General features: G+C 68.1%; 19 protein-coding genes and 1 pseudogene. 11 read left to right on the top strand and 9 right to left on the bottom strand.

Annotation, left to right across the window (positions count from 1 at the left end; all coding sequences use genetic code 11):
* Positions 1-18: 18 nt before the first annotated feature.
* The 5 genes from QMO76_RS14565 (at position 19) to QMO76_RS14585 (ending at position 4,321) form a co-directional block, all read left to right on the top strand.
* The gene (locus QMO76_RS14565) at positions 19-588 is read left to right on the top strand and encodes an ATP/GTP-binding protein (protein ID WP_306361815.1); all 570 of its coding nucleotides are present in this window, start codon (positions 19-21) and stop codon (positions 586-588) included.
* Between the two features lie 104 nt (positions 589-692).
* The gene (locus QMO76_RS14570; RefSeq protein ID WP_306361816.1) at positions 693-1,115 is read left to right on the top strand and encodes an ester cyclase; all 423 of its coding nucleotides are present in this window, start codon (positions 693-695) and stop codon (positions 1,113-1,115) included.
* Between the two features lie 121 nt (positions 1,116-1,236).
* On the top strand, positions 1,237-2,391 hold the full coding sequence (locus QMO76_RS14575) for a beta-propeller fold lactonase family protein (protein ID WP_306361817.1): 1,155 nt from the start codon (positions 1,237-1,239) through the stop codon (positions 2,389-2,391).
* Positions 2,392-2,510: 119 nt separating this feature from the next.
* Positions 2,511-2,939, top strand: a complete 429-nt coding sequence (locus QMO76_RS14580; RefSeq protein ID WP_306361818.1) for a MarR family winged helix-turn-helix transcriptional regulator — start codon at positions 2,511-2,513, stop codon at positions 2,937-2,939.
* Complete coding sequence (locus tag QMO76_RS14585; RefSeq protein WP_306361819.1) at positions 2,936-4,321, top strand: MFS transporter; 1,386 nt, start codon at positions 2,936-2,938, stop codon at positions 4,319-4,321. The genes QMO76_RS14580 and QMO76_RS14585 overlap by 4 nt, the downstream gene beginning before the upstream one ends.
* Positions 4,322-4,381: 60 nt before the next feature.
* Here QMO76_RS14585 and QMO76_RS35360 read toward each other — a convergent pair.
* The 8 genes and pseudogenes from QMO76_RS35360 to QMO76_RS14630 form a co-directional block, all read right to left on the bottom strand.
* Positions 4,382-5,154, bottom strand: a pseudogene (locus QMO76_RS35360) (SDR family NAD(P)-dependent oxidoreductase).
* Positions 5,058-6,521 (bottom strand): aldehyde dehydrogenase family protein, encoded by a 1,464-nt coding sequence (locus tag QMO76_RS14600; RefSeq protein WP_306361821.1) that lies wholly within the window; start codon positions 6,519-6,521, stop codon positions 5,058-5,060. Before QMO76_RS14600 ends, QMO76_RS35360 begins: the two are co-directional and overlap by 97 nt.
* 44 nt (positions 6,522-6,565) lie before the next feature.
* A complete protein-coding gene (locus QMO76_RS14605) occupies positions 6,566-7,324 on the bottom strand; it encodes an SDR family NAD(P)-dependent oxidoreductase (RefSeq protein ID WP_306361822.1) in 759 nt (252 codons plus the stop codon).
* Between the two features lie 38 nt (positions 7,325-7,362).
* Complete coding sequence (locus QMO76_RS14610) at positions 7,363-7,623, bottom strand: hypothetical protein (protein WP_067488460.1); 261 nt, start codon at positions 7,621-7,623, stop codon at positions 7,363-7,365.
* 18 nt (positions 7,624-7,641) lie between these two features.
* Positions 7,642-9,558, bottom strand: a complete 1,917-nt coding sequence (locus tag QMO76_RS14615; RefSeq protein WP_306361823.1) for a hydantoinase B/oxoprolinase family protein — start codon at positions 9,556-9,558, stop codon at positions 7,642-7,644.
* 9 nt (positions 9,559-9,567) lie between these two features.
* The gene (locus QMO76_RS14620; protein WP_306361824.1) at positions 9,568-11,634 is read right to left on the bottom strand and encodes a hydantoinase/oxoprolinase family protein; all 2,067 of its coding nucleotides are present in this window, start codon (positions 11,632-11,634) and stop codon (positions 9,568-9,570) included.
* A 131-nt stretch (positions 11,635-11,765) separates the two neighbouring features.
* Complete coding sequence (locus tag QMO76_RS14625; protein ID WP_306361825.1) at positions 11,766-12,860, bottom strand: LuxR C-terminal-related transcriptional regulator; 1,095 nt, start codon at positions 12,858-12,860, stop codon at positions 11,766-11,768.
* 38 nt (positions 12,861-12,898) lie between these two features.
* On the bottom strand, positions 12,899-13,915 hold the full coding sequence (locus QMO76_RS14630) for an AraC family transcriptional regulator (protein WP_306361826.1): 1,017 nt from the start codon (positions 13,913-13,915) through the stop codon (positions 12,899-12,901).
* A 187-nt stretch (positions 13,916-14,102) separates the two neighbouring features.
* On the opposite strand from QMO76_RS14630, the gene QMO76_RS14635 reads away from it, so the two are divergent.
* The 6 genes from QMO76_RS14635 (at position 14,103) to QMO76_RS14660 (ending at position 22,197) form a co-directional block, all read left to right on the top strand.
* Positions 14,103-14,312 carry a hypothetical protein gene (locus QMO76_RS14635; protein ID WP_306361827.1) on the top strand — a complete coding sequence of 70 codons (210 nt, stop codon included), beginning with the start codon at positions 14,103-14,105 and terminating at the stop codon, positions 14,310-14,312.
* 24 nt (positions 14,313-14,336) lie between these two features.
* Positions 14,337-16,379, top strand: coding sequence for a hydantoinase/oxoprolinase family protein (locus QMO76_RS14640; RefSeq protein ID WP_306361828.1), 2,043 nt, complete (start codon positions 14,337-14,339; stop codon positions 16,377-16,379).
* A gap of 33 nt (positions 16,380-16,412) precedes the next feature.
* Positions 16,413-18,326, top strand: a complete 1,914-nt coding sequence (locus QMO76_RS14645) for a hydantoinase B/oxoprolinase family protein (protein ID WP_372341979.1) — start codon at positions 16,413-16,415, stop codon at positions 18,324-18,326.
* A 26-nt stretch (positions 18,327-18,352) separates the two neighbouring features.
* Positions 18,353-19,369 (top strand): alcohol dehydrogenase catalytic domain-containing protein, encoded by a 1,017-nt coding sequence (locus QMO76_RS14650; protein WP_306361830.1) that lies wholly within the window; start codon positions 18,353-18,355, stop codon positions 19,367-19,369.
* Between the two features lie 27 nt (positions 19,370-19,396).
* Positions 19,397-20,872 (top strand): aldehyde dehydrogenase, encoded by a 1,476-nt coding sequence (locus tag QMO76_RS14655; RefSeq protein ID WP_306361831.1) that lies wholly within the window; start codon positions 19,397-19,399, stop codon positions 20,870-20,872.
* Positions 20,873-20,934: 62 nt separating this feature from the next.
* The gene (locus QMO76_RS14660; RefSeq protein ID WP_306361832.1) at positions 20,935-22,197 is read left to right on the top strand and encodes a TRAP transporter large permease; all 1,263 of its coding nucleotides are present in this window, start codon (positions 20,935-20,937) and stop codon (positions 22,195-22,197) included.
* A gap of 30 nt (positions 22,198-22,227) precedes the next feature.
* On the opposite strand, the gene QMO76_RS14665 is transcribed toward QMO76_RS14660, so the two are convergent.
* Positions 22,228-22,878 (bottom strand): CdaR family transcriptional regulator, encoded by a 651-nt coding sequence (locus QMO76_RS14665; RefSeq protein ID WP_306361833.1) that lies wholly within the window; start codon positions 22,876-22,878, stop codon positions 22,228-22,230.
* Between the last annotated feature and the right edge of the window lie 6 nt (positions 22,879-22,884).

Here is a 22,884-nt window from a genome sequence, read left to right on the forward strand (position 1 = left end):
GGACGCGGTCCGGCGGTCATGTCCACCGAACTGGCGGTGAAGATCCTGGTGGCCGGGGGATTCGGCGTCGGGAAGACGACGATGGTCGGTGCGATCAGCGAGATCACCCCGTTGCGCACCGAGGAGCAACTCAGCGAACTCAGTAGCTCCGTGGACGACCTGCGCGGGATCGAAGCCAAGCGAACAACCACCGTCGCACTGGACTTCGGCCGGATCACCATCAATCCGCGGGTGATCCTGTACCTGTTCGGCACGCCGGGGCAGGACCGGTTCTGGTTCCTGTGGCCGGAGCTGTCGCGTGGGGCGCTCGGCGCGGTGGTGCTGGTCGACACCCGACGGCTGGCCGACAGTTTCGCCGCGGTGGACTATTTCGAGTCCAGGCGGATCCCGTTCGTGGTCGCGGTGAACTGCTTCGACGGCGCGGACCGGTACGCCCCCGAGGAGATCGGCGCCGCCCTCGGCGTGCCGACCCAGGTGCCGATCATGCTGTGCGATGCGCGCGACCGAGCTTCGTGCAAGGAGGTGCTGGTCTGCCTTTTCGAGTGCATCATGGCGAGCACTACGGCGATGCGACCGCGTTCGGTGTGAATTATCAAGTAGCACAACGACTCTGGCCGCCAATGACGAAAGCGGAATATATATTATTCGGTATCCGGAATTCCGGATGCGAACCTCACCGAAAGGTCCAACCAATGAGCGATCTGCTCGACCTCGTCAACGTGCACTACGCCGGACTCGAAGGCGGCGATCTGGAACTGGCCGCGAGCCCGTTCACCGAGGATGTGGCGGCGCAGTTCCCGTCCGGCCCGCTCACCGGCATCGAGGCGCTGCGCGGCATGATCGGCGCTTTCATCACCGCGTTCCCCGGAATGAAGATCGAGCGTCGCAACACCTGGGTCGACGGTGACACCGCGATCGCCGAGATCGTCTTCACCGGTGTGCAGACCGGACCGCTGGCGACCGCCGACGGTGAGGTGCCGCCGTCCGGTCGCACGGTGACCTTCCCGCTCATCGACACCTTCACCCTGCGCGACGGCAAGGTCGCCGAGCACCGCGTGTACTGGGACAACGTCAGCTTCCTGACCCAGCTCGGTCTGATGCCTGCCCAGGGCTGAGTCGGGTTCGGCGCGAGACCCCTTCGGCTCCGGCCGGAGGGGTCTTTCGCTTGTTCCTGCCGCCGGCCGGTGTGCAGTTTTCTGGACATTTCGCTTGTGCTTCACGTCATAACCTCCCGGTATGACCTCTGATTCAATGCCGACAGATGGTTCGGGGACACGGCGCGCGCGAGCGGGCTGGGTGCTCGCTCTCGCGGCGACCGTTCTGCCCGGCTTCACGGCGACAGCTGCACCCGCGGTGGCCGACCCGGGCGGTTACCACATCTACGCCCACGGATTCCTGAGCAATGGCATCGTCGGTTACAACGCCTCCGACATCGACCAGCCGGCGCCGATCCAGGGCAAGCCGATGCCGGGCGCGCTGAACTGGCCACAGGCGCCCAGCCCGGACGGGCGATTCCTGTTCGTCGCCCCGGGAGCGAACCCCCAGCTGATCCCCTACGCCATCGGCGCCGACGGCGAACTCGCCGAGGGAACGCCGCTCCCGCTGCCCGACGTCCCGGTGGACATCATCTTCGCGCCGAACAGTCGCGACGCCTACGTCGTCGTCGGTCTGCAGAACGCCCAAGTGATTCCGGTACGCATCGGCGCCAACGGCACTCCCACCCTCAATGGGTCGCCCGTGCCCTTCGGGGAGTCGCTCGACGGCGTCGCCTCGGGCACCGTCTCCCCGGACGGCAAGCAGTTGTACGTGGCCAGTCTGCTGCCCCGTCAACTGCTGGTGTTCGACATCAATGCCGACGGTTCCGTGTCCCCGGTCAAGCAGCGCGTGTCGACCGGGTTGAATCCGATCTACCCTCGGGTCACCCCGGATGGCAGGCACGTGTACGTCGTCAACGAGATCAGCGGTTCGGTGTCGGGCTTCGCGCGGGCCGGCGACGGCACGCTGACCGAGATCGCGGGCTCGCCGTTCCCGACCGGCATGCTGCCGCACGTGACGAGCATGACGCCCGACGGTCGCTTCCTGTATGTGCCGAACATGGGGTCGGGTCACATCAGCTCCTTCGCGGTGGAGTCGAACGGTGCGCTCACCCCGTTGCCCGATGTCGCTTTCGCACCGGAGAAGCCCGGCACTTTCGCCGAATCCTCGGTGATGTCACCGAGCGGTGACGTGCTCTGGGCGCTCGGCACCGACCCACTGCGGGGCGGGGAGGAGATCTTGCGGCGGTTCGCGGTCGGCCCCGACGGCATCCTCGATCTGGATGAATCCGTCGCGGTCTACACCGGTACCTACGTTGCCGACGGCCGAACCTTGTCGCTGGTTCCTCGTCGCTGATCTGCGCCCGAAAGACCCCTCCGGCATCGGCCGGAGGGGTCTTTCGCGTATCGGTGGCTATGGTCAGCATCACCTCAGTTACGCAACTTAGTTGTTCAATTTAGTTGTATGGTTAGCTAATGACTTCGGTACCTTCCACTGCCCGTGAGCTGGGTGAAGTCTTGCACCCGGTCGCTCGCCGACTGCTCGCCGGACGGACGATCTCGGCCGGAAAGCTCGGCGTTCTCGGCTATCTGGCCACCCACGGCCGCGCCACCGCAACCACGTTGGCGACCGTCCAGACCGTCAGCCCGCAGGCCATCGCCACCGCCGTGCGCGAACTCGAATCCCTCGGACTGGTACTGCGTACCCCGGACAGCGATGATCGCCGTCGCGTCTGGGTCGAACTCACCGAGGCCGGTCGCGACCGGCTCGTCGAGGAGCGAGCGGCGGGGCTGGACTGGCTGGGGCGGACCATCGACGAGCGACTGACCGAGGCGGAACGCGCCGCTCTCGACGCGGCGCTGCCCGCGTTACGGAAACTGGCCGCCGCGGGACCGACCGAATGATCGCGGCGCCACGATTGACCCCTGCCCTCGTCTACACGGCGCTGACCTCGGCCATCGTCAGCTCGCTCGGCATGCTGCTGGTACCCGCGATTTCGAACGAGATGCAGGTCGACGTCAGCGCGGCGCAGTGGATGCTCACCGTCAACCTGCTGGTCGGCGCGGTGACGACCCCGGTCATGGGCAGGCTCAGCGACGGCCCGCACAAGAAGCGGCTGCTGCTGTGGTCGCTGATCATCATCCTGATCGGGTCGGTCGTCGCGGCCGTGGCCACCGATTTCGCGGTGTTCCTGCTCGGGCGCGCGTTGCAGGGGCTCAGTTACGGCATCGTGCCGGTGACCATCGCCCTCGCCCGCCGACATCTGCCCGCCGACGACGTGCGTAACGGCATTTCGACGCTGTCTGTCACGGTGACCACCGGTCTTGGTCTCGGCTACCCGCTCACCGGGATCTTCGCCGATCTCTTCAGCTATCGCTTCGCCTTCTGGGCGGCGGCACTGTTCCTGCTGACGACCGTGCTCGTGGTCTGGAAAGTGGTGCCGGACGGTCCGGACGAGCGGGCCCCGCGCACGCCGTTCGACCTGCGCGGCGCCCTGCTGCTCGGCACCGGTCTCGCGGCGTTGCTGCTCGTCGCGGGCGAGGGCTCCCGGTGGGGGTGGGGTTCGCCGTCGACAATCGGCCTGCTCGTCGTCTCGCTGGCGATCCTGACCGTGTGGGCCCTGGTGGAACTGCGTACCGAGCACGCGCTGGTCGACCTGCGGGTGCTGCGCGCCGGCGACGCACTCGTCGCCAACGGCACCGCCATCGCGCTCGGTGCCGCGATGTACGCCTGTCTGTCGATCGCCAGTCTGATCGCGCAGGCGCCCGCCACCACCGGTTACGGCATCGCGATGCCGTTGTTCTGGGCCGGCTTCGTCATGCTGCCGCTGTCGGTGGGCAGTTTCGCGGCCAACCGCGTCGTGCGGGTGGTCTCGGCCTGTATCCCCATGCGCGCCTTGCTGATTCCCGGTGCCGCCCTGGTCACCGCGTCCAGCCTGCTGCTGTGGCTGGCCCACGACGAACTCTGGGAGATCCTGCTCGGCATGTTCGGCTTCGGTGCGGGCATCGGCACGACCTACGCGGCGATGCCCGCGCTGATCGCACGCAGCGTGGCCGACCGTGAGCTCGGCAGCGCGGTGAGCTTCAACCAGGTGCTGCGCACCGTCGGCGGTTCGTTCGGTAGTGCGATGTCCGGCGCGGTCCTCGCCGCCCACCTCGCCTCCGACGGCTACCCGAGCAGCACCGGCATCGGCATCGCGTTGGCCGTCGGCGCCGTCGGCTGCACCGCGGTCCTCACCGTCCTCCTGGTCGCCCACCTGGCGACGCGCCGCGAACGACACCCCTGACCGGCAACGAGATCGGCCGCGGTCGCCATCTGGCAACCGCGGCCGATGCCGGGGACGAGCTCACGAACCGGCGTTGAGCTCCGTGGCGAACTCGCCGCCGATCCGGTCACCGATCCCGGTGAGGAACTCCCCCTCGCGCTCGCGGCTCACCCCGAACATGTCGGTGATGATCGAGGTGAGCACCGCGCCCGGCAGGATGGCGTTCGAACGGATGCCGGTGCCCTGGTTCTCCACGGCCGTTTGCCGTACCAAGGCCAGCACCGCGGCCTTCGCCATCGAGTACGCGCCGCCGTTCCACCCGGCCTGCAACGCGGCGACACTGCCGGTGGTGATGATCGAGCCCGGAACGCGCTGCGCACGGAACTGCCTGGCCGCGTACTCGTGTGCCGCGACATGGGCTTGCAGGTTCAGCGCCAGCGTGCGGTCGAGTCCCTCCGGAGTGAGGTTGTCGATCGGCGAGAGATCCACGGCGGCACCGGCATTGCTGAACATGACATCGAGGCGGCCGAAGGTGTCCACCGCGGCTCCGACGGCGGACTCGCCTGCGCCGCGACGGTGACATCCGTGCGCACGAACAGCGCCGAATCATCCAGGCGGGCGGCGGCCGCCGCTCCGCGTTCCTCCTGGATGTCGGCGAGTACCACCTTCGCCCCGTGTTCGACGAAGGTTTCCGCGGTGGCCAGGCCCATCCCGCTCGCCGCACCGGTGATGACGGCGACCTTGCCGTCCAACAGGTTCACAGCGGCCACTGCAGGTGCTTGACTTCGAAGAATTCGCGGAAGCCTTCTTCGCCGCCCTCCCTGCCGATGCCGCTGTGGCCGGGGCCGCCCCACGGGGCGTCGGGGCGCATACCGCCGCCGCCGTTGATGGTGACGGTCCCGGAGCGCAGGCGCCGCGCGAACTCGATGGCTTGTGGTGTGGGCCCCCAGATGTTGGCGTTGAGGGCGTATTTGACGTCGTTGGCCATGCGGACGGCGTCGTCGAGGTCGGTGTAGGGCATGACCACACCGACGGGTGCGAACAGCTCCTCCTGGGCGATCTCGGCTTCGTTGGGTACCCCGGTGACCAGGGTCGCTTCGAGGAAGAATCCGTCGTCGAGGCCTGCCGGTCGGCCACCACCGACGGGGACCTCGGCGCCCGCGTCACGTGCTCGGGCGAGGAACCCTTCGACGTTGGCGCGGTGTTCGCCGGTGATGAGCGGACCGAGGACGGTGTCGGGCGCGAGTGGGTCACCGACGGTGAGGGTGCGCAGGAAGGCGCCGGAGCGCTCGACGTATTCGTCGAAGTCGGCCTGCGGCACCAGGGTTCGGGTGGTGGCTCCGCAGGCTTGGCCGCTGTTGCGGGTGAATCGCAACGCAGAGGCGGGGACCGCGCGTTCCAGGTCGGTGCCGGGCAACACGATGTTGGGTGATTTGCCGCCGAGTTCGAGGACGACCTTCTTCAAGGTGGGGGCGGCCAGTGTGAGGATGCGACTGCCGACGGTGGGGGAGCCGGTGAAGGTGACCATGTCCACTTCGTCGGCCGTGACGACCTGCTCGGTGACCGCCGGTGGTCCGAACACCAGGTTGACCGCGCCCGCGGGGAATCCGGCCTGTTCGACCAACCTGACGAACGCGGCGGTGAGCAGCACGGACTTGGGTGAGGTGACCAGCACCGTGGAACATCCGGCGGCGAGGGCGGCGCCGAGTTTGTAGGCGCTCATCATGATGGGCACGTTGTAGGCGACGATCGCGGCGACCACCCCGGCGGGTTGTCGCAGCAGCAGGCTGCTGGTGGTGATGGGGTCGTGGTCGAGGGGCATGGGTTGTTCGTAGCCGTCGCGGGGTCCACGGATGGCGGCGTCGGCGAACCAGCGGAAGAATTTCGCGGGCAGGTCGACGTGAAGGGTCGGTCCGCTGCTGATCGGGGTGCCGATCTCGGTTGCCGCGAGCTGCACCAGCGACTCCCGGTTCTGTTGCAGCAGGTCGGCCAGGCGGTGCAGCAGAGCGCCGCGCTCGACCGGACCGAGACGGCTCCACTCGCCCCCGTCGAAGGCGCGTCGGGCCGCCGAGACGGCCTCGCTCACCTGCGCGGGGTCGGTGGCGGGGGTGAGCGCCACCTGGAGCCCGATCGCGGGGTTGATCGTGGCGATGGGCTCGCCGTCACCATCGCTCCAACGACCGTCGATGTAACTGGCCGCCGCGCCGATCATGGTTGTCATGCGTGAATCCCTTTCGGGTAGAGATCAATTCGAGAAGGGGACGGTCAGCCCGCCATATAGCCGCCGTCGACGACGAATTCGCCGCCGGTGGCGTAGGCGGCGCGGTCGGACAACAGCCAGCACGCCATCTCCGCGATCTCCCGGGGCTGGGCGAGCCGGGCCGAGGGGATGCGCGCCATGATGGTGTCGCCGCTGCGGCGCTTGGCGTCCTTCATCAGGTCGGTGTCGGTGTAGCCGGGACACACCGCGTTGATCCGGATGGTCGGCGCGTACTCTAGTGCGGCGGTCTTGGTGAGCCCGATGACGCCGTGCTTGGCCGCCGAATACCCGGCGGTGGTCTTGAAGCCCGCCAGGCCCGCCAGCGACGCGGTGTTCACGATCGCGCCGCCGCCCTGGGCTTCCATCTGCGCCAATTCCGCACGCAGACAGAGCCATACGCCCTTCAGGTTCACCGCGATCGCGCGATCGAAGGCGTCTTCGTCCCACTCGCCGACGCGGCGGCCACCCTGGCCGATCTGTCCGCCGCTGACCCCGGCGTTGTTGAACGCGCCGTCGAGGCGGCCGTATTCGGCGACGACCGCGTCGATCAGTGCGTTCACCGCGGCACCGTCGGTGAGGTCGGCGGGTACGGCGAGAACCTCCCAGCCCGCGGCGCGCACGTGCTCGGCGGTGGTTTCGAGGCGATCCTTCGACACATCGGTCAGTGCGAGCCGCGCGCCTTCTTCGGCCGCGAGCAGCGCGGTGGCCGTGCCGATTCCGCCTGCGGCTCCGGTGATGAGAACGACTTTCCCGTCGAACAACATGGGAGTCCTTTCCGAACGAGAGATGGTGGGGGGAGGGCTTATCCGACGCGGGAGGCGGGCCAGTCGTGGGCGGGCGAACGCCACGCGGGCCAGTGGTCCTCGGGCTCCGGGCGCGTCACCGACACGTGGTGGAAGCAGCGCTGGCACTTCACGACCATGCGCGGGCCGAGGAAATTGGCCACGGGGTATCGGGCCAGCTCGGCGGCGCCACAGGCCGGGCACGCGCCGTCGACTGGCACGCGTTCGACGTACACGCGGTCGGTCTCGGGGCGGGGGAACAGGAGTCGATCGACAGACATGGGAGTGGTCCTTGTCTTTCAGAGGGTCCAGGTGAGGGGAGTGGCGACCGGCACCTGCCAGCGCCCTTCGGCACGCTCCGCCGCCAGACGCGCACGCTGTGCGGTGGTCGCCGCTTCGTCGACCGCGCCGTCACGGAGCACGACTCCGTAACCGGCAGCGGCGAATTCGGGGCTGACCAGTCCGGCCCGCACGTCGGCCGCGACCCTGTCAGCTTCGCGTTCGAGCGGGTCACCCCAACCGCCACCGCCACCGATGACGAACCGAAGGGCGTCACCGGCTTTCAGGATCAGGCCGGAGAACTTGCCCGTCTGATAGCGCGCGCCCCGACCGAACTCACCGTGGTTGGGGTCGGGCCTGCCGTCGGCGTCGAACATGCCGAACAACGGCTCGATCCCGCGAAGATCGAGCGGATCACCGTGCCGGGCGAGATCGAAATTCTCGATGTACCAACCGAACGCGGGAGCGCCCGCACCGCCGCCGTTGGAACCGGGGGCGCCGAGGCGGATCCGGTCGGCGGTGACGGTGACCATCGTGTCCGACTCGGCGTAGATCGAATACACCGAACCGGCGCCACCTCGATACTGCCCCGCACCGGCGGTGTCGACGACCATCTCGTGCTGGACGACGACCAGCGGACTTTCGATCTCGAGATGCTCCTGAACGGAGGTGCGGCAGTTGCCGATCGGGATCACGCAGAACGAGACACCGTCTTCCTTCCAGGTGCCGCCCCACCCGCCGCCGGCGAGTGCGAACGCACCCCACGGTGTGCCCTCGTGCCCGGCGCGGGTGTCGATGCCGCCGAGGCTGACGACCACCGCGGTGCCGGTGTCACAGGCGAAGGCCTCGTCGGTGGCTTGGCTCAGCGCCTGGGTCACCACATTGATGCCGCGAGCACCGATATCGGCGTGGTTGGAGCAGCTCGACGGCGGCAGCACCTGCACCACGCTGCCGGGCGGCAGAATCGTCTCGACCGGCCGCAGGGTGCCGCTGTTGACCGGCGTCGACGGGTCGACCATCAGCTTGACCGCCTCGATGCAGCGGGTGGCCTCACACCAGGCGGTACCGCAGTTGCCCAGCGGTTGACGCCCGGAACCGGAGAAGTCGATCTCCATCGAGTCGCCACGGACCTTCACGGTCACGTGCACCGGAATGGCCTCGTCGCTCACCCCGTCCTCGTCGAGGAAGTCCTCGGCGGTGTAGTCACCGTCGGGGATGCTCGCGATACCGCGGCGCATGCTCGCCTCGGTGGACTCGATGGCATAGCGCCCCGCCGCCCGGATCTTGTCCAGACCGCTGCGGGCGACGAGCTCCTGCAGCTGCCGTTCGCCGACGACCAGGCAGCCGTGCAGCGCGCGCAGATCACCCAGCACCAGCTGGGGCACCCGGTTGTTCTCGAGGATGAAGTTGAAGGTCGGCCGCACCGGAACGTCGTTGGCGTACAACAGCGTCGGCGGCAGCTTGAGCTGTTCCTCGAAATGGGTCTGGGTGCCGTTGGAGAAGCCGCCGGGGATCGCGCCGCCGAGGTCGACCAGGTGCGAGGTCGAGTGCAGCAGAAACTCCACGCGGCCGTTCACGAACACCGGGCGCAGCAGGTTCACATCCGACTGGTGGATGGTGCCGCGCCACGGGTCGTTGACGAAGATGACGTCACCGGGCTGCATCGTGTCGATGTCCCAGTCGTCCATTACGAAGTTGGCGATGTGCGGTGCGGTGAAGGCGTGCTGCATGCAGCCCTCCCACAGTGCGACAGTCTCCCAGCCGTCGTCGGTGCGCATGTGGATGGCGCTGGTGCAGTCGAGGATGTCGCGGCAGACCGGCGAGAAGGCGCTGCGCATCAGCGAATCCAGCATCTCGCGGGCGACTTCGATGAGGCCATAGCGCAGGATGTCGAGCTCGACGTCGACGGCGGGGCCGGGGGTTTCGATGGTGGTCATGGTTGCTCCTCAGGCCTGCGGCTCGATGATGAGATTGAGGTCGTCGTCCACGTGGGCCGCCCGGCCGGGCAGCACGAGGGTGGTCGCGAACTTCTCGGCGATCAGGGCGGGGCCCGGCACCGGGTGGTGGGGCGCGAGACGTTCGCGGACGTGGATCTGAACCTCGACGGGTTCGGTGGTTCCCGGCACGGTCAGCCGGGTGGTGCGCAGGAAGGACTCGCCCTGCTCGGGGGTGTGGTCGGCGGCGCCGAGTTCGCGCGGGATCACCGCGGTCACCTCGACGGTCGAGACGACGACGGGGATCTCCGGGGCCGCGAAACCGTAGGACTCCTGGTAGAACTCGTGGAATCGGGGGATCAGCTCGCCGACCCGCTCGGCGGTGATCGCACCCGCCTCGATCGGCAGCCGGTTGTCCCAGGTCTGACCGCGGTACATCGCGAACACGGCACGCTCGAAACGCAGACGCGAGACGTCGATGCCCTGGTCCCGCAGATCGGTCCGGATGCTGTCCTGCAAGGCCGTGAACGCGTCCTCCACCGCCTCGGCACGGTCGGGTGCGAGCGGGGTCATGATGGATTGCGCGCGGGTGACCATGAGATCGCTGCGCAGCAGACCGAGCGCGGAGAACTGACCCGGGCTGCGCGGCACGATCACTTTGTCCAAGCCGAGGATCTGGCCGACCCGGTCGGCGAGCATCGGTCCTGCCGAACCGGACGGTTGCAGCGCGAACTCGCGGACGTTGAGGCCTCGGTACACCGAGATGCTGCGCACCTTCGCCGCGATGTCCTGGCAGGCGATTTCGTAAGCGGCCGAGGCGAGTTCGAGCGCCGACATGTTCCACTGCTTACCGGTCGTGCGCAGCGCCTCGACGGCGCCGTCGACATCGAGCTGGATCGCGCCGTTGGCGAACAGGTCCGGTTGCAGGATGCCGAGCGCGGCACACGCGTCGGTGAGGGTCGGTTCCACGCCGCCGCGCTGGTAGCAGACCGGGCCGGGATTCGATCCGGCCGAGGCCGGGCCGACGGCGACGGTACCGAGCGCGCTGGGCCGGATCAGGCTGCCCGCGCCGGAACCGATGCTCTCGACGTCGACCAGCGGCATGGTCAGGGTCAAGCCCGTCTCGAGGGTCCAGGTGTCGGTGAGCGGGGTCTTGCCGCCACGGATCGCGGCCACATCGGTGCTGGTGCCACCGACATCGATGGTGAGCAGGTTCGGCGCGCCGCTCTCGTTGGCGAGTTTGACGCTGCCGCTCACCCCGCCGACCGGGCCGGAGACGAGCTGGAACACCGGTGCGCGGCCGGCGTCGGCGAAAGTCGCGACGCCGCCGTTCATCATCATGATCCACAAGGTGCCCCGGTAGTCCTGCTCGGAGAGCCGGGCCATCAAACGCTCGAGATAACCGACTACCGCCGGGCCGACGTAGGCGTCGAGCGCGACGGTGGTGGTGCGTTCGTGTTCGCGCGTCACCGGGTACAGCGCCGAGGTCTGGATGTAGGCGTCGGGCAGTTCCTCGGCGACGATCTGGGCGGTGCGCTGCTCGTGCGCGGTGTCGATGTAGGAGTTCATCAGGCACACCGCCACCGATTGGGCACCCTGCTCACCGAGTTCGCGGGCGGCGCGGCGCACGGCGTCCTCGTCGAGCGCGAGCAGTTCGGTGCCGTCGTAACGCAACCGGCCCGGAACACCGAAGCGGGATTCGCGCCGCACGATCGGGCGTTCCTGGTGCGGGCGCAGCCAGGTGGGATCGTAGAAGCGGTCACCGAATTCGCGGTGCATGCGCCCGATGTCGAGCAGATCGCGGTGGCCGCCGGTGGCGATCAGGCCGGTGTGCGCGCCCGTGCGGCTCAGCAGCGCGTTGATCCCCACGGTGTGCCCGTGCACGATCTCGGCGACCTCGGGTACGGCCACCTCGATCGCCGCCAGCGCCGCGAGGACACCGACCTCCTGTTCGGTGGTGGACAGCACCTTGCCGTCGCGGACCTCACCCGTGGCTTGGTTCAGCCCGATGATGTCGGTGAACGTGCCACCGACGTCGATGCCGACGATCCAGTCGGCTTCCCGTTCGCTCTGTGTCATACCGCGCCTCCGTGCCGTGTGCGGCGGCTGTGCTGCCGCTCTATGTCACACGTCACTTTTCCGCTGCGCGGGCGCGGCGACATCTGGCGCGGGTAAGAGGTTCGTACGACCTTCGGCCGGTCTCGGTCGCATCAGGCGCGCAGCGACCCGGACGGGTCCGAGTTCCGCAACCAGATCGATACCGCTTCCGCGCGATTGGCGGCGCCCAGCTTGCGCAGCACGCGGGTGATGTGGGTCTTGACCGTGCCCTCGGAAATGGTGAGTTTGCGGGCGATGCGGGCGTTGGAGTCGCCCGCGGCGAGCAACCGGACGATCTGCACCTCCCGACGGGTGAGCACTTCGTCGTCGTCACGGCTCACCGCGATCGATCGGGTGACGGTGGGCCCCGGCGCCGACCACCTGCCCAACCCCTCGAACTGGGCGCGGATCGCCGACATCCCCTCCAGCATCGACACGCGAACCAGCTGTTGGCTCACCCCCTGGGCGAAGGTGGACAGCAACAGTTGGTCGACGTCGTCGAGCACGCGCTGCTGGTGATAACAGTCCCCGTGCACGAGGCCGACCACCTCACCGTCGACCAGCAACGGCGCGATCCCGTACGAGGACGACTTGGTGATCTCCGCCAGTGGGCGGTTCACCCGGGGATTGGCTTGCACCTCGTGCACAAGGACAGCGCGTGCGTCGACCACGGTGTCGTTCTCGACCAATCCGTGGTCGAGAATCGGCGGATTCTCGCGTCCGACCGCGACGATGTCGGCGGCCCACCGAGGGTCGCGGACGACATGCATCGTGTGCAATCGCCACACGCCGTCCACGGTGGAGACCAAGGCGCGGTCGAAACCGAGAGCACAGGTCGCCTCGGGAATCCGGGTGAGCAGCGAATCCACGGTGGTCTCCGTACCCAGTTCCGACAGCACGGCGTGCACCTTGCTCAGTCGCTTGGTCCGGTCGACCAGCTGGATCCGGGCCAGCGACGATTCAGCCGACCTGATCCGGTCGAGCAGACCTATCAATTCGGCCAGCCGGACGGGCGAGGAGTCCCCGGTGCCGAAGTCGCGCAGCGCGCGAGAGGTCACCATGTCCCAGAGCACATCGAGGCTCGGCCCGCCGGTGCACTGCTGGTGCTCGGCCGGGTCCAGATCGAGCGCCGAGTATGCGTGCTCGGCGATTTCGGCGATCGTGGAATTCAGCTCGGCGACACTGCCCTGGTTGCGTGCGCTGCACATGTTCGGCTCCTGTACTCCGCCGGAATTCGATAGTCGTGTCACGTCCCGCAACGGTCGGGGTGGCTGCTCGGGGCGGAATCGATGCCTGCCCGGGCAGCGGTCTCCGACGGCAGTTCACCGAACCGTTCGCGGTACTGCTGAGCGAAGCGACCGAGATGGAAGAAGCCCCACCGCATCGCCGCGTCGCTCACCGAAACGGCTCGGCCGGAGGACAATTCGTCACGCACGCGGTCGAGTCGCACCGATCGGACGTAGGCGCTCGGCGACATGCCCACCGCGTCGCGGAAGGCCAACTGCAGTGCCCGGGCGGTGACCCCGGCGCGGGCGGCGAGCTCGGCGGTCGAGATGTCGGCATCGGGATGAGCGTGGATGTAGGCGACGGCCTCGCGCACCCGCGTGTGCCCGATGCTCGGCGCGGCACCGGTGAGAATCGGGGTCAGCTGGCTCGGTGCGGTGAGCAGAATTTGCGTCATCAGTGTCGACTCGAGTTCGCGGCAGGCCAGCGGCATCGTCGACACCCCGCCTTCGCGGGCCAACTCGTCGTAGACGAACCGGGTCGAGGCCAGCAGGGCGCGGCCGGCGGGGGTGTCGATGGGGAAGGTGAGGTCGAACAGGACCGGCTCGGTGTCCCGGCGGCCGAGCAGCCGGGCCGCGTGGCGTTCGAACGGCACACGGCGCAGGTTGATGTGATAATGCTCGGCCTCGGCGCTCCACCGGATGGATACCGGGGCGTCGTGCACGAACGCCACGCCTGCCTCGCCCGCGCCGAACGACCGACGAGTGCCGTGTTGCGCCACGGTGCTCTGCCCGGCCACGGACAGATTCACGTGATAGCACGTCTGCATCGGCGGTCCGTCGATCCGGGCGTCGGTGCCGTAGGCCATCCGGCCGACGGTCAGGCTCGCCGAGCGCACCGTCTCCAGGGCGAAGTCGATCCCGCGACGCTCGTCGAGGACGAGCTCGTGGTGGGCGAAGGTGGCGGCCACATGGTCGTGGGCAGCGACTGGATCCTCCGTGCGAAAGGCGCTCACGCACGCCGCGGGTGCTGACGGCATCGGCAGACCCTCCTTTCAGGCGTGATGGGTATCACATAATCAATATAATATACTTTCTGCAATTCCAATTCTGCTTCGCTCGGCGGACACCGCACCTTCGCCGAGCGGATTGTGACCCAGGTCTCCCGATCCTACCGTCGTGCTCACGGCACCCAGCCGCCGATTCTTCGCCGCAGGAGGACCCGCCATGCCCGACGCTCCGACCCCACTCGAGGTGAACCGCGAACCCCGCGACGGCACCTGCCCACGATGTGGCGCCGCCGAATTGTGCGCGTATCCCGTTGTCGCCGAACAGGGCTGGGTGCAGGTGGTCAAGTGTCAGCGCTGCCTGCACTCCGTGTCGCGGGAACCCTGGCACCGCCTCGGACCCATTCAGCTGCTCGCCGACCTCGTCTGAGCACGAATCACTTCAGGAGACACCATGATCGCAGTCGATGTGGGCGGCACGTTCACCGATGTCGTCGCCTGGCGCGACGGGCGGATCCACACCGCCAAGATTTCCACCGACTACGCCGACGTCACCGGCCCGGTGCTGCGCGGCGCCGAAGTACTCGGCGTCACCGACGCGCCGGTGTTCAATCACGCCAGCACCCACGGCCTCAACGCCGTGATCACCCGGCAGCTGCCCAAGATCGGCTTTCTGACCTCCGAGGGCCACCGCGACATCCTCGACATGGGCCGCGTGTGGCGCCCGGCCGAGGCCATCCTCGACCCGCACTGGCGGCGCAGTTTCGGCGACGCCTCACGGCCGCTGGTCCAGCGTTACCTGAGGCGCGGCATCCACGAGCGGATCACGGCCGACGGCGGCGTGCTGTTCGCCCTCGACGAGGACCAGGCCAGGACCGAACTCGAGGTACTGCGCCGCTGCGAGGTCGCCGGTGTCGCGATCTGCCTCATCCACGCCTACGTCGACCCCGTGCACGAACTGCGCTTGCGTGAGCTGGTGCGCGAGGTGCTCGGTGAGGTGCCGTGCTCGATCTCGAGCGAGGTGTCGCCGCTGGCCAAGGAGTACGCCCGCGCCTCCACCACCGTGATCGACACACTGATGAAGATCATCTACTCCGATTACACCGCGGGGCTCGAAAAGGGATTGAGCGAACTCGGTTTCGCGGGCCAGCTCAATTTCGCCGACTGCGCCGCGACGTTGGTTCCGTCGGCCCAGGCGATGCAGCAGCCGTTCCGGATCGTCTTCTCCGGTCCCGCGGCGGGCACCGTGGCTTGCGCGCACTTCGGTGCGCTGATCGACGAGAACGATCTGCTGTGTGCCGATGTCGGTGGTACCTCCTGCGACATCAGTGTCGTCAGCGCAGGCGAGCCGTTCGTCAACACCACCTTCGAGCTCGAGCACGACCTCGTGGTCAACGCCCTGGCCAACGACATCTCCAGCATCGGCGCGGGCGGCGGCAGCATCGTGTCGATCGGTTCCGCCGGTGAGATCCAGGTCGGCCCCGACAGCGCGCGGGCACAGCCCGGACCGGCCTGTTACGGCCGCGGCGGCACCCAGCCCACGACGACCGACACCTGCTTGCTGATCGGCATCCTGGACGCCGACGACTTCGCCGGCGGCGAACTGCAGCTCGACGCCGACGCCGCCCGGCGGGCCTTCGAATCCCTCGACACCGAGCTGGATCTGGCCCACCGCGTTCGCTACGCCTACGAGATGGCGGTCAACAACATGGCCGAGGGCGTGTTCAACGTCGCCATCAAGAACGGTGTCGATCCCCGCGACTACAGCCTGGTCGCCTTCGGCGCCGCGGGCCCGATGCTGCTGCCCGCGGTGCTCGACACCGTGCAGTGCAAGCAGGTGATCGTGCCCCCGAATCCCGGCCTGTTCTCGGCGGTCGGATTGCTTTCCACCGACCAGGTTTTCACGGTCGACCGCAGTGCGTATCTGATGCTCACCGGCGAGGCCGCGCCCGCGATCGACACGTTGTTCACCGAGATGGAGGAACAGCTGCGGGCCCGCACCGGTGGCGGCTCGGTGCGGATGCTGCGCAGCATGGACGCGCACCTGGCGGGGCAGAGCTGGGAGACCCCGTTCGTGCCGGTGCCGAGCGGCACCATCGACGAGGCCGCCGTCGCCACCATGGTGTCGGCCTTCCACGACACCTACGAGGCCCGCTCGGGTAACCGCTTCGAGATCATGCCCGTCGAAGGCGTGACGTTCCGGGTGCGCGCGATCCTCGACACCCCCAAGGTCGAATACGCCGAGCTCCCGGTCCGGTCGGAGGAGGACGGTCCGCTCACGCCGACCCGCACCGTGACCCTGCGGTACCTGGGTGACCTCGACGCCGACGGTGTCGGCGCCCAGCAGGCCGACGTCTACGACCGTACCAGCCTGCGCGCAGGTGACGTACTCGACGGCCCCGCCGTGTTCGAGGAAGAACTGTCGACCACGCATATCGGCGCAGGGCAGCAGGCCACCGTCGGTGCGTACGGCGAAATCCTGATCCGGAGGAAGTGACATGTCCAGTCCGACCATCCCCACCACCCCCGGCTGCGCGACCTCACCGATGCTCAGTTCCGGGAGCGTTACGGCGCCGACCGGTTCAGCGCCACCGTGATCACCAACCGCCTGCGCTACGCCGTCGAGCACATGTCCACCGGTTTCATGCGTGAGGCGTTCTCGCCCATCATCCGCGACTGGTACGACTTCGCCTGCACCATCAGCGGTCCCGCGAACAAGGGCTACCCGATGGCCGTGGTCAGCAACAGCCTGGTGGTGTTCCTCGGCACCATGGGCGACGCGGTGCGCAACGCCGTGGAGGAGTACGGGCCCGAGAACCTGCGTCCCGGTGACGTTCTGATCTGCAACGACCCGTATCGCGGCGGCAGGCACGTGAACGACGTGGCGTTCACCCGCCCGGTGTTCGTCGACGGCGAGATCGTCTCCTTCGTCACCATGTGCGCGCACCAGCTCGACATGGGCGGCACGGTGCCCGGCGGCTTCTCGGCGACCAAGAGCAATGTCTACGAGAACGGCCTCGTGATCCCGCCCATGCTGCTGTGGGCACAGGACGAACCGGTGCGCTCCACCTTCAGCCTCATCTTCGACAACACCCGCTGGGGCGGCATGTTGCTGCCCGACTTCAAAAGCATCTTCCAGCAGCTGAAACTGGGGGAGCGGCTGGTACTGGAGAACATCGAAAGATACGGTCTCGCAGCCTATCTCGGCACGTTGGACTACTCCTGCGACACCTCCGCCGAGCGCATGCGCGACGCCATCGCGCTGGTACCCGACGGCGACTACGCGGGCTCGGCGCTGATCGACGCCGACGGTCTCGACGACACTGTCGACTACACCGTGCGGGTGCTCGTGCGCAAGCGCGGCGAGGACATGGAGATCGACCTGTCCGGCACCTCGCCGCAGGCGCGGACCTGCATCAACTGCGGTGTGCTCGACGCCAAAACCGCTGTGGGCGTGGCTCTCACGATGCTGCTCGACCCGAAGGTGCCGTTCACCTCGGGCACCTGGCGCAATGTCGACCTGGCGGTGCCACCGGGCACCATCGTCTCCTCGCTGCCACCCGACGGCGGCATCATGATGTTCTGGGAGGCCTCCGGCGCCGTGGCGTCGGCGATCTTCGACGCGCTCAACCCCGTCCTCGGCAAGCACGGCGTCGGCGGCGACTACGGCTCGACCAATACCCATAACGCCTCCGGCCTGCGAGCCGACGGCACCCCGTGGACCTCGGCCACCCAGTGCGGCGGTGAGCACGGCCCGTGGGGCGCCACCCACGTCGGCGACGGCGACAGCTACACCGTCCTGTTCACGCTCAACAACCTCGACCCCGCGACCGAGACGATCGAACGCGAGTCGCCGGTGGTGCTGTTGCGCAAGGAGCACGCCATCGACACCGGCGGCGCGGGCACCTTCCGCGGCGGCGCGGCCAATCTCAAGGACGCGCTGTGGCTCACGGCGGGCGCGCACTACCTGTCGCCGTTCCGCACCAAGCAGCCCTCGGGCGTCGGCGCCAACGGTGGACAGGCCGGGCCGACCGGGGCGATGTGGCTGTTCCCGCCGGCTGACGACGCGGCGAGCCTCGGCCTGCTCGGCACCGACGCACAGGTCTACGCCGACAGCGTGCCCGTCGCCGGGGTGCTCGATCCGGAAACCAAGGCCCTCGACCCGGTCGAAGGCCGCTACCACTACTTCGCCGCCGAACAGGTGTGGTCGACCGCACCGAACACCATCCTGCGGTGCCTCACCAATGGTGGTGGCGGATGGGGTGATCCGTTGCAGCGCGATCCCGAACGGGTCCTCGCCGACGTCCGCAACGAGTACGTGAGCATCCAGGCGGCCGCCCGCGACTACGGCGTGGTGGTCGAGGGCGACCCGCGACTCGACCCCGAGGGCCTGCGCATCGACCACGAGGCGACGGCGCGGCGGCGCGCCCGCCCGTCCGCCTGAGCTGCCGCACGAGACAGGAGAAACTGATGAAGGGGATCGTGTTCCCGGGTGACGGGACGACGGTACTGAAGGACTTCCCCGAACCGGAGCCGGGCCACGGCGAAGTGGTGGTGAAGATCCGTGCCTCGGGAATGTGCGGGTCCGACCTGCACTTCTACCACGGCGCGTTCGACTTCGACCACAGCGTGGTGCAGGGGCACGAACCGTGCGGTGAGGTGCACGCGGTCGGCCCCGGCGTCGATCCGGCGCGGTTCGCCGTGGGTGACCGGGTGATGATCCACCACTACTTCGGCTGCAACACCTGCCGCCGCTGTCGCGCGGGCTGGCCGCAGATGTGCGAGACCAGCCCCGCGGCGACGATGGCAGTGCACGTGAACGGTGGGCACGCGCCCTTCGCCCGGGTACCGGTGGCCGCGCTGCTGCCGATGCGCGAGGAACTATCGTTCAAGGCGGGCGCGGCGATCGGCTGCGGCACCGGCACAGCGTGGGGTGCGATCAAACGCGTCGGCGGCGTGGCCGACACCACCATGGTCGTGTTCGGGCAAGGGCCGGTGGGGCTTTCGGCGACGATGTTCGCCGCGTCGATGGGGGCCCGGGTGATCGCCGTCGACGTCGACGACCGCCGACTCGCCGAGAGCCGACGGTTCGGGGCCGACCTGGTGGTCAACTCCCGCGAGCGGTCGCTGACCGACGCGGTGGCCGAGTACACCGGCGGGCGGATGGCCGAGGTGGTGCTGGAGACCTCCGGACGCGCCGGTGCCGACGCCCTGACCGTGCTCGGCACCTTCGGCCGGGCGGTGTTCATCGGCCTGCCCGGCCACGTCGAGTTCACCACTCAGTCCGTCTACAAGAACCAGTGGACGCTGATGACGTCCTGGACCATGTCGACGATCGAACAGGCCCGCTGCGCCGATTACGTGGTGGCGCACCAGCTTCCGGTCGACGACCTGTACTCGCACACCTGGACCCTCGAGCAGGCCGAAAAGGCCTATCAGTGGTTCGACAAGCAAGACGCGGGCAAAGGCGTCTTCCTGTTCGACTGACCGCCTTTCGTTGATTCGGAGAGATCTATGACCACCACCCATTCTGTGCCCGCGTTCGTCGGCACGGCCAAACACAACCTGATCGGCGGACGCTGGGTGCCCGCCGCCTCGGGGGAGACTATCGACGTCGTCAATCCCGCCACCGGCGCCACGATGGGCACCATCGCCGCGAGCGGCGCCGCCGACGTGGACGCCGCCGTCGCGGCCGCCCGCACCGCTTTCGAGGGCGAATGGAGCCGCTGGACCCCGCACCAGCGTCGCTCGCTGATCCTGCGCGTCCACGACCTGGTCCTCGAGAACTTCGAGGAACTCGCCACCATCGAGACTCTGGACATGGGTGCCCCGCTGACCAGGACCCGTGGGCTGAAGGAATGGACCTCGCAGGTGCTGCAGTTCTTCGCCTCGCAGGTCGACGCGGGCACGGCCAGTACCCCGCCGAACTCGCTGCCCGGCGATTTCCTGACCCTGCGTTACCGCGAACCTGTCGGCGTGGTCGGTGGGATCATCCCGTGGAACGGTCCGCTCATCGGCCTGTGGTGGATCTTCGGTCCCGCCCTGGCGACCGGCTGCACGGCGGTACTCAAGCCCGCCGAGGACGCGTCGCTGTCGGTGCTGCGAGTTGCCGAATTGCTCACCGAGGCAGGCGTTCCCGACGGCGTGGTCAATGTGGTGACCGGCTACGGCAAGGACGCGGGCGCGGCATTGGCCGAGCATCCCGGCGTGGACCGGATCGCGTTCACCGGCTCGGTCGGCACCGCCCAGACCATCGTGCGCGCCTCGGCCGGGAACATGAAACGGCTGCAACTCGAGCTCGGTGGCAAATCGCCGGATATCGTCTTCGCCGACGCCGACCTGGACCTGGCGGTGCCCGGCGCGGCGATGGGCGTGTACACCAACAGCGGCCAGGTCTGTGTTGCAGGCACCCGCATCTTCGTCCAGCGCTCGATCCACGACGAATTCGTGTCGCGCATGGCCGAATTCACCAAGACGATCCGGGTGGGTGACGGCCTCGACCCGAACAGCCAACTGGGCCCGCTGATCTCGCAACGCCAGCTCGACCGGGTGCTGAACTACATCGATATCGGCTCCAGCGAGGCCGAACTGGTCAGCGGCGGTAAGCGGCTCGACGGTGACAGGGCATCGGGCTTCTTCGTCGAGCCGACGGTGTTCGCCTCGGCCACCAACGAGATGACCATCGCGCAGGAGGAGATCTTCGGCCCCGTGGCGACGGTGATCCCGTTCGACGACACCGACGAGGCCCTTCGCCTGGCCAACGCGACCCCGTACGGGCTGGCCGGCGGTGTCTGGACCAGAGATCTCAGTACCGCGCACAAGGTTTCGCGCGGCATCAACGCCGGCACGGTCTGGGTCAACTGCTACGGCATCCTCGACCCGTCGGTCGGCTTCGGCGGAACGAAGATGAGCGGCTACGGCTGGAAGGGCGGCCGCGAACACGTGGAGAGCTACCTCTACCCGAAGGCCGTCTATATGAACCTGGGCTGAGCCGCCCAGTGCGATTGGCCGGGAGACAACGTTGTCTCCCGGCCATTTTCTCGTGCGTCAGGGTGTTGCTCATCGCGTTAATCGCCATGCGGGTTCCGGTCTCGTTCGCCATTCTCGGCGCGGGGCTGGCGGGACTGCTGTTGCAGTTGTCGCTCGGCGCGGGCCTCGGGGTGCTCGAGGCGGTGCCGCTCGGCTCGGTCCAGTCGCTGTCGCTGTCGACGATTCCGCTGTTCATCCTGATGGCGCATCTGATGCTGTTGTCCCGGATGATGGACTCGCTGTTCAACGCGGGCCGGACGATGTTCGGCCGGATCCCCGGCGGCACCGGCATCGCGCCCACCGCGGCGGGCGTCGGTTTCGCGGCGATCTCCGGTTCCTCGACCGCCGCCGCGGCGACATTGGCCGAGACCACCAGCAAGCGCATGATCGACGAGGGTTACCGGCCCACGACCGCCACCGGCATCGTGGCCTCGGTCGGCACCCTCGGTGGCATGATCCCGCCCAGCGTCATCCTCGTGTTCTACGCCGTCACCGCGGAAACCAGCGTCGGCGACATGATCATCGCCGGTCTGGTTCCCGGGCTGATCATCGCGGTCGCGCTGCTGATCGCGATGCTGCTGCCCGCCCTGCGCGATCCGTCCCGGATGCCCCGCGGCGAACGGTCGTCGTTTCTCACCAAGGGCAAGGCGATCGTGGAGGCGCTGCCGATCGCGGTGGTTTTCCTCGCGGTGGTCGGGCTGATATACCTCGGTATCGTCACGCCGACGGAATCCGCGGCGATCGGCTGCCTGGTGGCCGCACTGCTCGTCGTGGTGCGCGACAAGATGACGGTGAGCGGTTTCGTCGACTCGGTCGTCGACTCGGTGAAATCCAGTGCGATGATCTTCGCCATCGTGATCGCGGCCCACGTGTTCGGCTACGCGTTCGCGCAGACGAAGGTCGCGGGGTCGATGGTCACCTGGATCGAGGGCTTGTCGGTGCCGCCGCTCGCCGTCATGCTCGCGCTGCTGGTGATGTACATCGTGCTCGGTTTCTTCATGGACCAGATCGCGATCATCGCGCTGACCGTGCCCATCGTGCTGCCACTGGTGCAGACGCTCGGCTACGACGTGATCTGGTTCGGCATCTTCGTGGTCCTCATGGGCGAGATCGGCCTGATCACACCACCGCTCGGGCTCAACGTCTTCGTCGTCGCGCGTGCCACCGGCCGCGACACCGTCGAAGTGTTCAAGGGCGCCGCTCCCTACGCGGTCGCCATGGTGATCGTCGCCATCGGCTTCATCCTGTGGCCCGATGTCGTGACGTGGCTACCGAATTCGCGCTAGCGGGTTGCCGAACAAGACCCTCGGCTTGTCTCACCGGGCTCCGCCGACGCGGCGGGTGGCGTCGGGGAGCCCGAGCTGGGCGCAGACCAGCAGGGCGACCTCGACGTCGAGCCTGCGCTCACCGAGCGGATGCCCGAGCAGTTCTTCGGCTTTACGCACCCGGTAGTGGACGGTGTTCTTGTGCACGTGCAAGCGGGCCGCGGCGTCGGTGTAGCTGCCGCCCGTGTCGAGGAACGCGTGGACTGTTTCACGCAGCCGCGCGGCTGTTTCGTCGGGGCCGAACAACGCGCCGAGTACCCGCCGGGCCCATCCCCGCATCTCCGGAACCCGGTCGGCGAACAGCGCGGTCAACGCCACCTCGGAGTGGAGTGTGAGGCCGTGGCGCCGGCCGGTGAGCGCGACAGCACGTGCCTGCTGGGCGTCGCGGAAGGTCTGGCGGAAACCGTCGAGACCGCTGGCCGGTTCGCCGAGAGTGATGGACAGATTCGGATGGGCGCGCAGGTCCTCGGCGAGCTGCGCGGTGTCCACTGCCGGGCGTGCCACCGAGGAAATCCACACCCATCGGTTGTGGTCGTCGACCTCGACGGTCATCAGCGTCTTGCCGGTGGCTGCTGCCAACAGGCCGGTGCCCGCACGCAGTGCCGCGCCCGGGTCGGGAGTTCCCGGTGGTGTCCACAGCATCGCGAA

The sequence above is a fragment of the Nocardia sp. CC227C genome, assembly GCF_030767025.1.
GTDB lineage: Bacteria > Actinomycetota > Actinomycetes > Mycobacteriales > Mycobacteriaceae > Nocardia.

Coding starts and splice junctions, on each gene's coding strand:
- QMO76_RS14565 (WP_306361815.1), top strand. CDS start 19: ATGTCCACCGAACTGGCGGTGAAGATCCTGGTGGCCGGGGGATTCGGC.
- QMO76_RS14570 (WP_306361816.1), top strand. CDS start 693: ATGAGCGATCTGCTCGACCTCGTCAACGTGCACTACGCCGGACTCGAA.
- QMO76_RS14575 (WP_306361817.1), top strand. CDS start 1,237: ATGACCTCTGATTCAATGCCGACAGATGGTTCGGGGACACGGCGCGCG.
- QMO76_RS14580 (WP_306361818.1), top strand. CDS start 2,511: ATGACTTCGGTACCTTCCACTGCCCGTGAGCTGGGTGAAGTCTTGCAC.
- QMO76_RS14585 (WP_306361819.1), top strand. CDS start 2,936: ATGATCGCGGCGCCACGATTGACCCCTGCCCTCGTCTACACGGCGCTG.
- QMO76_RS14600 (WP_306361821.1), bottom strand. CDS start 6,521: ATGACAACCATGATCGGCGCGGCGGCCAGTTACATCGACGGTCGTTGG.
- QMO76_RS14605 (WP_306361822.1), bottom strand. CDS start 7,324: ATGTTGTTCGACGGGAAAGTCGTTCTCATCACCGGAGCCGCAGGCGGA.
- QMO76_RS14610 (WP_067488460.1), bottom strand. CDS start 7,623: ATGTCTGTCGATCGACTCCTGTTCCCCCGCCCCGAGACCGACCGCGTG.
- QMO76_RS14615 (WP_306361823.1), bottom strand. CDS start 9,558: ATGACCACCATCGAAACCCCCGGCCCCGCCGTCGACGTCGAGCTCGAC.
- QMO76_RS14620 (WP_306361824.1), bottom strand. CDS start 11,634: ATGACACAGAGCGAACGGGAAGCCGACTGGATCGTCGGCATCGACGTC.
- QMO76_RS14625 (WP_306361825.1), bottom strand. CDS start 12,860: ATGTGCAGCGCACGCAACCAGGGCAGTGTCGCCGAGCTGAATTCCACG.
- QMO76_RS14630 (WP_306361826.1), bottom strand. CDS start 13,915: ATGCCGTCAGCACCCGCGGCGTGCGTGAGCGCCTTTCGCACGGAGGAT.
- QMO76_RS14635 (WP_306361827.1), top strand. CDS start 14,103: ATGCCCGACGCTCCGACCCCACTCGAGGTGAACCGCGAACCCCGCGAC.
- QMO76_RS14640 (WP_306361828.1), top strand. CDS start 14,337: ATGATCGCAGTCGATGTGGGCGGCACGTTCACCGATGTCGTCGCCTGG.
- QMO76_RS14650 (WP_306361830.1), top strand. CDS start 18,353: ATGAAGGGGATCGTGTTCCCGGGTGACGGGACGACGGTACTGAAGGAC.
- QMO76_RS14655 (WP_306361831.1), top strand. CDS start 19,397: ATGACCACCACCCATTCTGTGCCCGCGTTCGTCGGCACGGCCAAACAC.
- QMO76_RS14665 (WP_306361833.1), bottom strand. CDS start 22,878: ATGCTGTGGACACCACCGGGAACTCCCGACCCGGGCGCGGCACTGCGT.